The 12,468-nt window shown below is 60.7% G+C and carries 11 protein-coding genes; 2 read left to right on the top strand and 9 right to left on the bottom strand.

Features of this window, described 5'->3' with window-relative positions; translation table 11 throughout:
* On the top strand, window positions 1-947 hold a 947-nt coding region (locus FEZ60_RS28985), incomplete at its 5' end, for a thioesterase domain-containing protein (protein WP_172937685.1).
* 8 nt (window positions 948-955) lie between these two features.
* Here the strand turns inward: FEZ60_RS28985 and FEZ60_RS28980 are convergent.
* From FEZ60_RS28980 to FEZ60_RS28960, 5 genes are all read right to left on the bottom strand, one after another.
* Window positions 956-2,641: an amidase gene (locus FEZ60_RS28980; RefSeq protein ID WP_092801692.1), complete on the bottom strand. Its 1,686-nt coding sequence runs from the start codon at window positions 2,639-2,641 to the stop codon at window positions 956-958.
* A 153-nt stretch (window positions 2,642-2,794) separates the two neighbouring features.
* Window positions 2,795-3,763, bottom strand: coding sequence for an alpha/beta hydrolase family protein (locus tag FEZ60_RS28975; RefSeq protein ID WP_230589986.1), 969 nt, complete (start codon window positions 3,761-3,763; stop codon window positions 2,795-2,797).
* Window positions 3,764-3,979: 216 nt separating this feature from the next.
* The gene (locus tag FEZ60_RS28970; protein WP_033231548.1) at window positions 3,980-4,843 is read right to left on the bottom strand and encodes an ABC transporter permease; all 864 of its coding nucleotides are present in this window, start codon (window positions 4,841-4,843) and stop codon (window positions 3,980-3,982) included.
* On the bottom strand, window positions 4,843-5,706 hold the full coding sequence (locus FEZ60_RS28965; protein WP_033231388.1) for an ABC transporter permease: 864 nt from the start codon (window positions 5,704-5,706) through the stop codon (window positions 4,843-4,845). Before FEZ60_RS28965 ends, FEZ60_RS28970 begins: the two co-directional genes overlap by 1 nt.
* A complete protein-coding gene (locus tag FEZ60_RS28960) occupies window positions 5,703-6,692 on the bottom strand; it encodes a daunorubicin resistance protein DrrA family ABC transporter ATP-binding protein (protein WP_045070838.1) in 990 nt (329 codons plus the stop codon). The genes FEZ60_RS28965 and FEZ60_RS28960 overlap by 4 nt, the downstream gene beginning before the upstream one ends.
* Before the next feature lie 338 nt (window positions 6,693-7,030).
* Here FEZ60_RS28960 and FEZ60_RS28955 point away from each other — a divergent pair, with 338 nt between their 5' ends.
* Window positions 7,031-7,882, top strand: a complete 852-nt coding sequence (locus FEZ60_RS28955; RefSeq protein WP_033231386.1) for a glycosyltransferase family 2 protein — start codon at window positions 7,031-7,033, stop codon at window positions 7,880-7,882.
* 11 nt (window positions 7,883-7,893) lie between these two features.
* Here FEZ60_RS28955 and FEZ60_RS28950 read toward each other — a convergent pair whose 3' ends face one another.
* Genes FEZ60_RS28950 through FEZ60_RS28935 form a run of 4 tightly spaced genes read right to left on the bottom strand, consistent with a single transcriptional unit; the run spans window position 7,894 to window position 12,248 of the window.
* Window positions 7,894-8,844: a diiron oxygenase gene (locus FEZ60_RS28950; RefSeq protein ID WP_172937684.1), complete on the bottom strand. Its 951-nt coding sequence runs from the start codon at window positions 8,842-8,844 to the stop codon at window positions 7,894-7,896.
* Window positions 8,845-8,853: 9 nt separating this feature from the next.
* Window positions 8,854-9,738, bottom strand: coding sequence for a prephenate dehydrogenase dimerization domain-containing protein (locus FEZ60_RS28945; RefSeq protein WP_172937683.1), 885 nt, complete (start codon window positions 9,736-9,738; stop codon window positions 8,854-8,856).
* Window positions 9,739-9,744: 6 nt separating this feature from the next.
* On the bottom strand, window positions 9,745-11,844 hold the full coding sequence (gene pabB, locus FEZ60_RS28940; protein WP_172937682.1) for an aminodeoxychorismate synthase component I: 2,100 nt from the start codon (window positions 11,842-11,844) through the stop codon (window positions 9,745-9,747).
* Entirely contained in the window at window positions 11,841-12,248 is a 408-nt protein-coding gene (locus FEZ60_RS28935) for a chorismate mutase family protein (RefSeq protein WP_258956865.1), read from the bottom strand. Before FEZ60_RS28935 ends, pabB begins: the two co-directional genes overlap by 4 nt.
* Window positions 12,249-12,468 lie beyond the last annotated feature (220 nt).

Below are 12,468 nucleotides of genomic sequence, written 5' to 3'. Positions count from 1 at the left end.
ATGATTTCTTCGAGTTGGGTGGTAACTCCCTCATCGCGATGAAGCTGGCGTCCGAACTGAGTGCATCTGTTGGCGCCGACGTCCCCGTGCGCATGCTGTTCGGTGCATCGACAGTTGAATCCCTCTCTGCCCGAATCGAAGACACACTTCGTGGTAGCGCGCCGTCGTCGAGTCAGGCGCTCGATGTTCTATTGCCGATCCGGGATGCTGGATCGTCCGTACCGGTATTCTTCATCCACCCGATGAGCGGGCTGGCATGGAAAGCCTCCGGCCTGGTTCCTCACCTCGACGCGCAGACGCCGCTCTACGGACTGCAGGCACCGGTGATGACGGAATCGTGGCCTCTGCCCACATCAGTCGACGCATTAGCCGAACGCTACGTTCGCGAGATGCTGAGTGTGACTCCGAGCGGCCCGTTCCACATCGTCGGCTACTCGCTCGGCGGGTTCATCGGACACGCGTGTGCAGTTCTATTGCGCTCGAAGGGGTTCGACGTGAAGCTGGCAATGATCGATCCTCGCGGCACTACCGAAGTCGGGGAAAACCAGGCCCGGGACAACGTCTCCGAACTGGCCGCGGGATGGGGGGTCGACGTCGGGGACACCCTGGATCTCAGTGCGTTGGGTCGGGAAGAGATCGTCGCTCTCGGTCGGTCACTCGATTCCCTGTCGTTCCTCTCCGACGATCAACTCGGGTCTCTGTACGATTTTGCGATCTCAGCGGCCTCGATGATCGACGGATACGAGCCGAGCGTCTTCGACGGTGACGCTGTACTTCTCAGCGCCACCGTGGGAGTCGGTTCGACAATCGAACTTGCCGAGGCCTGGAAGCCCTATGTCAACGGAACTTTGACTGAGACAACAGTCGAGAGTTCGCATCACTCGATGATGGAAACCGATCAGCTCGAGCTGATCGGTCCACGATTGGCGGCGTTCTTCAGGAGCTGATCGGAGCGTTAAGAGGACGTCGGCACAAATCTGAACGAGAAGCCGACGTTCTGCGTGTTTGTCGGGTCAGGTCCCGGGCCAGGTTGGGCAATAACCGACGTCGGTATCTGCCTGGCATTTTGGGTCAGAGGTGGCGCTTCCTGCCAAAAAGGCTGGGCAGCTTGGAGTTCCAACGCAATCTGAATGAGACCGGCTTCGTCCCACATGCGACCACCGAGTTGGACTCCGAACGGAAGTCCGGTCTCCTTCGACCTTCCGGCCGGCGTCGTGACAACCGGAGCGCCTGTGTAGTTGGCCCAGGCGACGTCGGCGGTGACTCCGTCGAACAGTGCGATGCCCGCGACCTCAGAACGCTTACTGCCGTCCACACTGGCGCCTGGTACGAGAATGGCGTCGAGATTCTGCTCGGAGAGCATGCGGTTGTAGTCGTGTTGGTAGCGAAGCCTGTTGTGCGCCAACGTCATGTAGTCGGCGACTGGAACCGCCATCGATGCAAGGGCCTGCCCGACGAAGAGTGCTCGCTCCGGTTTGTACAGTCCGATCCGGTCGGAGAACTGCTGGTGATAATGGCCGGCCTCGGCCATATCTCCGGTCAGTAGTCCTGTCGGATAGGTCGGCATCGTCACGTCGACAAGGGTGCCCCCGAGTGCGACGACGGTGTCGGTGAACGCGGCGAACAGTGTGCCCAACGACGCCGGCAATTTGTCGACACCTTTACGGGGGATGCCGAATCGGCGGCCGGCGAGCGGTGACTGTCCACCCTGAGCTGCCAAGGGGTACCCGTCAGCCGGAACCGGGGGACCGGCAGACGTAGTTGGATCGTTGACGTCGACGCCGGCCATGTAACTGAGCAGCAAGGACGCATCGGCCGCACTTCGGGCCATAGGGCCGGTATGGTCACGCGTCCAGTTGAGGGGGATCGTTCCGTACGTGCTGCAACGTCCGAAAGTCGGCTTGACAGAGGTGATTCCCGTTGCGCTTGCCGGCAAGCGGAGCGATCCGCCAGTGTCGGTTCCAGTTGCCAGCGGACTGAAGCGGGCGGCCAGGACTGCAGCACTGCCGCCCGACGACCCACCCGGTGAGTACTCGGCATTCCAGGGGTTGCCCACTTGTGCTGTCGCCACACCGATGGCGAACTCGTCGCAGTGCGCGTGACCCATCAACACCATGCCCGCGTCACTCAGGCGGCGCCATACAGTCGAGTCACCCGCGGCGATGTTCCCTTCGAGGACGCGACTCGAGGCTGTGACCGGTAATCCCGATACCGCAAACATATCTTTCAGAGCGATCGGCAACCCACAGACCAGTGGTGGCGCTTCACCGTCGCTCGTCCGCCCTGCGGTCGAGAGTCGTTGCGCTGCCTTCTCGGCGGCAGCGTACGCGACCTCCGGATAGATCCGGATCCATGAACCGATTCCACCGTCGTACTCGTGACTGCGTGTCAAGCACGCGTCGAGTAGCTCGCGTGGATGAAGGATGCCTTCCTGGAGCAGACTCGCGGCTTCGGTAGCGCTGAGCAGTGCAGGGTCGGTCGCGTCAATTGTGCTCGGAGCCGGCAATTGACTGTGTCGAGACGCCGAACGAATCGGCGTGGCTGCTGCAGGTTGTACGGCAGCGCCAACTGCAGTGGCACCGGCTACTCCGAGTGCCGTTGCGGCGCCGAGGAAACCACGTCGGGAAATGCCTGTGTTCACAAGAGTTGCCTTCGAAAGTGTTGCTGGGGATGATCAGGAGATTTTGTCAGGTCAGGTAAGCGGAACCGCATCTGACGACAAAGGCCACCTGCTCGGACACTCCACAACGGGAGTGTCGCGAGCAGGTGGCCTTCGAGGTGAATCAGAGGCAAATCAGATTCCGAGCGAACCGGCGATGAACGGCCACGACTTGTGGAGATCGTCCTGCCAGTAACCCCACGAGTGGGTGCCCGTCGGGCGGAAGTCGACCACGGCGGGAATGTTCAGCTCGTACAGGCGCTTGGCCATGTTGGAGGTGCACAGGTTGGTAGCAGCTTCGATGACGCCGCCGACGATGATCTGGTTCTCCAGGTTTGCGCGTCCGTCATTCATGCGAGGGTTGAGGCTCGTGTCGTTCGGGAAGCCGGGAAGACCGTTGCCGGTGCTCATGTAGATCGGAGTTCCGCGGAGCTTTTCGGCGTTGACCAGCGGATCGTGATCGCGCCAGCCCTGACCGTCGAGCGGACCCCACATGTTGGTGACGTCGTCGACTCCGCCGATCCATTCGGTGGTGATTCTGACGAACTGCTGGCCGAGCGGGTCACTGGTCTGAGCGCAGCCACTGTACGCGGCAACCGAGTTGTACAGTCCGGGGTGCTCGATAGCGAGGTTCAGAACAGACGTACCGGACATCGAGATCGCGGACAGTGCCTGTTCGCCGTTGCTGCCCAGTTCCTTGTTCAGGAGTGGAGGCAGTTCCTCGCCGAGGAAGGTCGACCACTTGTTGCGTCCGGCCTTCGGGTCGTCCTGCTCCCAATCCGTGTAATAGGAGAGGCGTCCGCCCACCGGCGTCGCGACATTGACGTTCTTGTCACTGAAGAAGTCGACGACGTCGGTCTGACGCTGCCAGGTCGCGGAGTCTTCGCCACCGCCTGCGCCGTTCAAGAGGTAGAGAATAGGACGTGGTTCGGAATTATCGGCCGGGGTGATGACCTGAATGGGCACCATCTTGTCCATCGACGCAGCGTAGACATTGACGACGAGTTGCCGATCATTGATCTTCTGCACGGACTTGACGTACGAACCGTTCGCGGCCACGTCGGATGCGGAATTGCCCGAGTTGTCGGGAGCGGCTTGTGCAATACCGGCGGTGAACAATGAGCAGGCGATTGCCAGAACTCCGACATGTGTGGCGCGACGCCAGGCTGGTTTCGTGTTTCGCGTCAAGACTTCTTACCTCTCGGTTGAAACGGTTGTCGGAAAAGCGGCGGTCTTTGCTTCCCGATTGGATATGTCGACCCGACCGTCGGATACGTTACGGGACGCCCCCGACTCGGTAGATCGATTTTCATTCAGGCGTTAGTCCGATGCAGCCCGACGGTATCCCTGAATTGCCGGATATATGAATATTGCGATCATTCCGAAGGACCAGGCAAATGTTTTGAGCACAGGTTCGAGAACTGGCCCACCAAGCGACATTCCTCGCATCGCTTCCACTGCTACCGACATCGGTTGTGCTGCGATCACCGGTTGCAACCAGACGGGATACGCCATTGTGGGGACAAAACCACTGTTGAAGAACATCAGCAGTGTGCAAACGATGGAGACGATCTCGACGAGTGGAAGATTGTCCGACACTGTAGCGAGAGCCGTCACCATCACGGCAAATCCGATACCGAAGACAATCGGCAGAAGAAGCATTCCGATCGCGGCAACTGGGCCTTGGTTGAATCGGAAACCCGCGATGAAACCGACTCCGATGATCACGATCGTCGTCACAAGGACACGGATGGCCTCGGCGATCATGCGCCCGACCAACCCCGACGCACGGTGGGCCGGCAGCGTCCAGAAGCGGCTGAGCAATCCGCTGGTCTTCTCGGTCCGTAGCCCGACAGCACTCGCAATGGAACCGAACATCGCGCCGACCAGAATGATCAGCGGAACAGTTCCGTAGATACTCGGCTGACCGGTGGCCGCGCTGATCGAATTTCCGAGGACAACGCGGAACATGATGAGCGTCAGAGCCGGGTACAACAGGGCTTGGATCGCGGTGGATGGATCACGCGCCCAACTGACGAGCAGCCGCCGAGCTTGGATCAGGCTGTGAGTCCACAGAGCCTTCGCGGAGTTTTCCGGCAACGCGGCGTTGGGTTCCGGGAAGTTCAGCGTGCGACCGCGTCGTGGCTCGCTCTGGTCGAGTTTGCTCCTGTCGGTACTTGTCATCATGCCCGCCTTGTACTTGCCCAGTAGGCAAGGGGAGCGCAGACGACCAGCAGTCCCAACGACCACATCACAACCGGGAACATCGTGTGCGACGTGACGCCGCCGTGCGCGAGATCGCGCATCGCGAAGGAGAATTGTGAGACTGGCTGATTGCGCACGAAGGGGCGGATCCACTCGGGAAAGCCCGTCTCAGGAGCGAACCCACACGAGAGCATGCCCAGGATCAGCTGGGGAAGGGTAAGGGCCTGGCTGGTTGCCTGCGGGCTCTTCGAGAGTGAGCCGATAGCGTCGGCGCCCAGTGACAAGCAGGTGCTGAACACCAAAGCCAAGCCGCAGAAGAGCGCTGCCTGGCCAAACCCTTCGGTGAATCGAAAACCGATCGCATGTCCGTAGACGAGTGCGGCCGTCAACGACACCACGGAACGGACGAATCCGCTGCTCATCCGGGACAGCAAGGGGACCGGTCCGTACACCGGCATGGTCTGCATGCGCGAGCTGAATCCGGTGATCTTCTCTTTTGCCGACATCTGCGCGGCCGAAATCGACGTGAAGGCCATCGCCTGCAACACGATGATCGGCATCAGGAACTGCGCGTAGTCGATGCCTTGGAGCTGCATCACGAACTTCAACGGCAGGTAGAAACCCACAGTGAAGATCAGTGGAGCGATGACGGCGATAACCAACTCGTAGCGTCGAACCATCGCCCGCAACGTGCGACCCGTGAGAACCCACCACTGCATGAGCGCCGACGGATTCGGGCGACGGTGACGTCCCACTCGCGTGGCAGCCGGAACCGAGATCTCACGGCGACCGGTCTTCTGCAGCGTCAGGTTCGGGGTTTGGTACTTGGTCGTAGTGGTCATGCAGGCTCACCGGCCTTGCCGGGTTCGGCAGCCTGAGGGCGTCCGGTCAACGAGAGGAAAACATCGTCGAGTGACGGGCGCCGCAGCGCGATGTCGGCAAGAGGAATTCTTGCGTGATCGAGGCGGCGCAATGCTTCGGCAAGCGTCGCGGAACCGCGCGGTGCCGGGATTGCGATCTTTCCGTTGTCCTTGGCGATATCGAAACGGAAGTCCGGCGGAAGTAGGTTGCCCAGAGCGTTGGCCGCGGGGCCGAGCAACTCGGCGGACAGTGGAACGATCTCGCAGAAGCTCGCTCCCGTACGGGCCTTGAGCTGATCTGCGGTTCCCTCGGCGATAACCGAGCCCTTGTCGATCACGATGATGTTGTCGCTGAGAAGGTCGGCTTCCTCGAGGTACTGCGTAGTCAGCAGAACCGTGATGCCTTGTTCCTTCAGCGTTTGAACGAGATTCCACACGCTCTGACGGCTGCGTGGATCCAATCCGGTGGTCGGTTCGTCGAGGAATACGACCTCGGGACGAACGACGAGCCCGCAGGCGATGTCGATGCGACGACGCATACCGCCCGAGTAGTTGGCCACCGTGCGAGCGCCGGCCTCGACCAGGTCGAACTCCTCCAGGAGGTCAGCGGCCCGCTGCTTCGCCGACGCACGATCCAGTCCCATCAACTGTGCAAACAGTTCGATGTTCTCGCGGCCGGTCAGTGCATTGTCGAGTGCCGCGAACTGCCCCGTCATCATGATCGAACGACGAACTTCCGGGGCATTTCGTACCGCGTCGTATCCGGCGATCATCGCGCGTCCGCTGTCGGGGCGGATCAGGGTCGACAGCACCTTGACCGTGGTGGTCTTGCCTGCACCGTTGGGTCCGAGAATGCCGAGAACCGATCCTTTGGGGGCCTGGAAGTTGATACCGCGCAGAGCGTGGACATCTTTGAAGGACTTGTGAACGTCCTCCACGACTACAGCCGCGTCCGTGGGAAAGGGCATCAATTCTCCGCTGTCTACATGGATGTGGTGGGGCTACCTTTGGGTGGCCTGGTTGTGCCGATCCGGCTTGTGGTGAGGCCGGAGGGCGCAGCCGCGGATGACCCACACGGATTGCGGGAACCTTGGTTGTCTATCTCCGAACGCACTGAGCATGTTACCGGAGGTGACACGTGCAACTTTGGCCTCAGACGGGGTGATTCGGTCGCTTTGCCTGGATAAGGCAAGCAAGCACGCAGTTGGGCCAGGACTAATTTGTGTGCCATCGCACACTCGGTTGCTCCGTGTCGGATACCTGACCGCATCGGTCGAATATCGTGCGTGGTGATAGCGTGCCGTCCATGGGCGTCCAGTTGTCGGTTGTTGTTCCGGTGTACAACGAAAAAGAATATCTTTCGGAATGCCTGGAATCCTTGTTGGAACAAGGCGACGATATTTCCGAGATAGTGGTTGTGGACAACAACTCGACCGACGGAACAGCTGAGATAATCAAAGAATTCGAACGGCGGTCGCCGAAGATTCGCTATTTAGTGGAAACTCGGCAAGGTGTTGTTTTTGCCCGAAATCTGGGATTCAATTCAGTGCAGGGAGAATTGATCGGCAGAGTGGATGCCGATACCCGGGTACTACCTGGCTGGGCTCGCGAAATACATGATCTGTTCACGGATCGGGAATTCGATGCCGTCACCGGATTCTCGTTGTTCTACGAATCGCCGTTCGCAACCGCGCAGCGCAACGCAGTTGCAAAGCAGGACAATCTCGGAAATCTCGGTGGCCTCAAAGATGCGCCTTCCCTGACCGGGTCGAATATGGCGATCAGAAAATCTGCTTGGCTGTCCGTGCAGGGATCGGTCAGTGATCGCAAGGATTTCCACGAAGACGTCGATCTGTCGTACTGCCTTCTCGGAAATGGCATGAAAATAGTCCAGAACCTTGCCATGCGAGCAGAAGTGTCCGGGCGCCGCGGGGAAACCGGTCCGATCGAGTTTCTGTCCTACAACAAAGCGTCTATCGCAACACTGAAACACCACGGCGCAATGAACCGTCGACTTCGCTTCATGATTTTCCGTAGTTCGATACTTCACACGGTTCTGTGGCCCGCATATCGCATGTACGACAAGAACACCGACGCAATGTCCGTGAAGCGACTGTTCTTCAGGCCCGCCGCCCGTCAGATGCCGGTCGAGGCCTGAAGGAAGGATCCCTACGGTAGAGGGCGGTCGACACCGAGCGCGTCGTACAATTTTTTGATCCCACTGAAGTCCTGCACGAGTAAGCCGGATTCGGGAGAGTGCTCGACGTCGTCGATCATCCGGTGACCGCCGGCGATGCCCTCGGTATCCATGATCGCCCGCCACGCGCCGAAATCATTGCCGGCAAATGCTGCCATCGCGTCAGCCGCGCCGTCGACGAACCGTCGACGCTCATCCGAGTCGAGAGTGTCGAACACTGAGACAGCCAGAGCGTCGGCGATCGACGCGTGACAAAGTTCGTCGCGATTGTGAAGTCGGACCGTCGCACGATTGACCGGCTGAATGTCCTCACCGTCGATGATCACGTCCAGGTACGAGCTGATCGAGATCTCGGCGACGGTCATATATGCCAGTGCGACCACTGCGTGGGAACGCTCATCGGAGCATTCCGACAGTGCTTGCGCGCGAGCACGCACAGTCAGAACGTCCGGGAGAGACTTCGTCGGCAGCGACCATCCCCGTCCGCGACGGGTCGAGGAACTCGCGTTCAGATGCATCAGCGTGTGGTATTGCTCGTCGACCATGGCCTGATTGACAGCGACCGCGACGGAATCGGCGAACCCGACATCGAACGCGTCCACCGCGAGTAGCTCGAACCCGGGATTCACCACGGACCGCTCGATATCCATGACGTTCTTGTTGAAAGCAATCCAGGCCCACGCGCGGAGTCGTTCTTGCTGCTGCGGCGTGAGAGCCACGTACAGAGGGTGCTGGGCAAACGGCAGCAACGAGTCCGGATAGTCGAGTTTTGTGTGGTCGAAGAGATCGTCCAGATCAGGTTCGGGCTTCTTGACGGCGGCGCGACGAGGCCAGTTCTCGGCAAGTCGGCGCACGATTGCGCTCTCGACGGGATCCTCGGCGTCGAAGCCGGGAAGCGCAGGTGGTGCCACTCGATTGTGCATTGGTCCCTCCTACTCTCGGTTGCGCTCGGCTTCGTGGGAGCCGAGGTCCTCGAAGAGCGTCGCGGCGACCTCGTTCAGTTCCTCCGTCTGATTACCCAGCGCACCGGCCGCCGACGCTACGAGATCCGAAAAGTCGTCGAAATTTCCTGTTGCCGCCTCCAACCGGGCAGCCGCAGCAGTCAACGCTTTGCGCGCAGTCGCGGCATAGGGATTGCCCGATTGAACATCCCAGTACACCTCGGGCTCGCCCGTGACGATTCGGGCAAGCAATGCGGAGAGTGTTCGATGGGGCGGCGGTCCGACATCGAGGGCGAGCTCCGGTGCCACGTCGAGTTCCGTCAACGCCAGACCGAAAGCCAACACCGAAGCATGGGTCAGGGCCTGGGTGGCAGCGGCCAGCCGATCATGACGGTCCGGATCCATGACAGGCGTCGACGCACCCCATGATCTGACCTCGTCGAGGAATTCGCGACACCGGGGGCCGTCGACGTAGGGAACCGCGATGACAGCACGACCACGCGGGCCGAGGGAAGGCCGGAACATCGGGTTGAGTCCGAGGAATTCACCGGCGCGACCGGATTCCTCGACGGCAACGGCAATGCGGGATTTGACCGACAAGGTGTCGACGATCAGCGTGTCGGCGCGTGCGGCACGCGTCAGTGTCGGCAATGCTGCGAGTGCGGTTTGCTCGGCTACGGCCAGGACAATCAGTTCCGCCTGCTCGAGGGCGCCCAGTACCGGCCCGTCGGGGCAGGAGATGTCGCCGACGAGATCGCTGCCGCGCGTCCGGTCCAGAACCGTCACGGATCTGCCGTCGTCGCGCAGGAGATCGACGAACATGGATCCCACCGCGCCGGCGCCACCCACTACGATCACATCACCCTGCGCCGGCATCGTGGGCTACCTTCCTATGCCCTTCTGGTGGCTCGGAGCTACATCGAGTGCGCGGAGCATCGTCGACGCCTTGACCGTTGTCTCGTCGAATTCCTCCTCCGCGTCCGACAGCGCGGTGATAGCGCCGCCGATACCGAAGCTCACTCCGGAAGACGTCGAAACCAGGGAGCGGATAACGATCGACAGATCGGCAGCGCCGCCGAGCGCAAAGTATCCGATCGAGCCGGAATACACTCCGCGAGGACCTGATTCGAGTCGGTCGATGATTTCCATCGTGCGCACTTTGGGTGCGCCCGTCATCGATCCGCCGGGAAACGCCGCTCGAACGCAGTCGACCGCTGACGAGTCGCCGCGCAACATTCCGCGCACCGTCGAGACCATCTGGTGAACGGATGAATACGATTCGATCCCGAACAAACGTGGCACGTGGACGCTTCCCGGAACGCAGACTTTCGCCAGGTCGTTTCGGGTGAGATCAACGATCATCAGATTCTCTGCTCGGTCCTTCTCACTGTCGAGGAGGTCTTGCCGCAGTGCCGCGTCCCGCGCCCGAGTGACGCCACGGGGGCGAGTGCCTTTGATCGGTTTGCTCTCCACCTTGCCGTTGGAATCGACTCGTAGGAATCGTTCCGGAGACGCTGAGATGACCGCAATTCCGGTGAAATCGAGCAGTGCGCTGTAGGGAGTGGGGTTGATTGCGCGCAGATACTCGAATGTGCGCAGGGAGTCGATTGCCCCGTCGACAGCGGCCATATTGGTCAGGCACACCTCGTACGATTCACCGACGCGGATCTGTTCGAGCGCGTCCTCGATCAACGACAGGTACCGAGCCCGGTCGTGACGCAAACGTGCTTGTGCCCAAACGGTTTCGCTGATCAGGGGAACCGGAATTCGCTCCTCGTCAGCGGCGCCGACTGCGGCAAGGACGTTGACGGCATGCGCGAGCCAATCGTCACGATCGTCTGCCTGCTGTGTTTCACGTACCGGCGTTTCACGTAGTCGCAATACATGGGTTCGGCCGGCGGTGTGATCGATGACAATCGCACGATCCGCGAAAACCATTGCCGCGTCGGGCGCCTCGGACGAGTGTGCACGGTGACCACCGGTCTGCGCCTTCAATTCGTATCCGAGGTAGCCGACATATCCGAGGTTGAAGTCCAGTTCCGGATCTGCGGGAATGTAGCGCGTCGCGAGTTGTCCGTCGAGATAGTCGAAAAACGGGACGTGAATGTGCTCGTCAGGCAGCCCCTTTCGCGTCACGGTGAGAACTCCGGTGTCTACGTCGTAGGTGATGAACTCCGCCAACGGGCCGGAAGAGTCGCCCATGATCGTGAACCGCGCATCGGGTTCCGACGTGGCGGCTCGATCGAGCCAGTAAGCGTTGGGTCCTTCGGCGAAGAGAGCGGCGTATGCGGCGGACGGATCCACGGCAAAATCGAGCTGAACCTTGTCGACCTGGTACGACGACGCGGGCCGCAAACTTGGTGCCCGGGGAGTTGGATCCGGGCGCATCACGGACTCGAGAGTTCGGCCGACCGACAGATCGCGGAAGTTCGTGAGCAGTTCCACTCCGAATTCGGTGCTGATCGACTCGGGATGGAACTGAACTCCCCACATCGGCTTCGTCCGATGCCGCACTCCCATGATCACGCCATCCGGCGTCCATGCCGTCCGAACGAACTCGTCGGGAAGATTCTCGACGGCCAGTGAGTGGTAGCGGACTGCACGGAACGGAGAGGGCAGGCCGGCAAATACTCCGGACCCGTCGTGATCGACAAGAGAAATCCGCCCGTGCATGGGTGCCGGCGCGAGTACGACATCAGCGCCGAGCAGCTGACACAGTCCTTGATGTCCGAGGCACACACCGAGAAGGGGGAGCGGACCTTCCTCGATGAACCTGCGGCTGATCCCGAAATCCCGTTTCCGATCCGGTCGACCTGGCCCGGGTGAGATCACCACGTTGTCGAACTCGGCGAGATCGAGGGATTCCCACTCGGCGTCGTTGGTCACCACGGTGGGCACCACGCCGTTGACCTTGGTCAAGAGGGTGAAAAGGTTGTACGTGAACGAGTCGTAATTGTCCACGAGGAGCGTGCGGGAACTCATCTCGTTAATCCTGATCTCGGGCCGACTGATTCCCGCACATTTTCCACGTTGGCTTCCGGCCCGTCGATCACCAGGTCCTCGAGGCGGCATGTTTCCGCGATCAGGAGCTCGTAGAGGGAGCTGAAGAACTCAGGTGACAGGTTGTGCTGGCGGGCGAATTGACGCGCGCGTTCCTGCACGACATGGACGCGAGATGGCTGCATCATCGGAACGTGACTCGTCCGCTTCCACTCGCCGATCTGCAGGCATAACAGGAGTCGTTCACGCACGGTCTCGAGCAGGGTGGCGTCGATGGCGTCGAGTTGGCGCCGGAATTTCTCCAGGTCGTCGCCGGGATTACGGTCGTGGGTCTGCGGGATCTCCCCGTGCGCGTCGGTGCCGGTCGAGTGCTGGAAGTCTGCCACGGTGCCTCCTGCTGCTGCGCTGTCGGAGGCGACGCCTACCCGTGACCGACGCGTTCAGCTGGCGCCGGCCACCGGTACCCCGACCGATCATCGCCGTTCGGGAAGGTGTTCCACCAATCCGGCGACTCGAAACCCTGGACATTCGTTCCTGCGAAGGCCACCTCTCGGTGTCGTGGACGATGTCGATGATCGTGAATCGTCCTGTTGCCCAAATGTATTC

This window comes from Rhodococcus sp. MS16 (genome assembly GCF_013277795.1).
Taxonomy (GTDB): domain Bacteria; phylum Actinomycetota; class Actinomycetes; order Mycobacteriales; family Mycobacteriaceae; genus Rhodococcus_F; species Rhodococcus_F globerula.
This window is presented reverse-complemented; position numbering and strand designations above follow the sequence as displayed.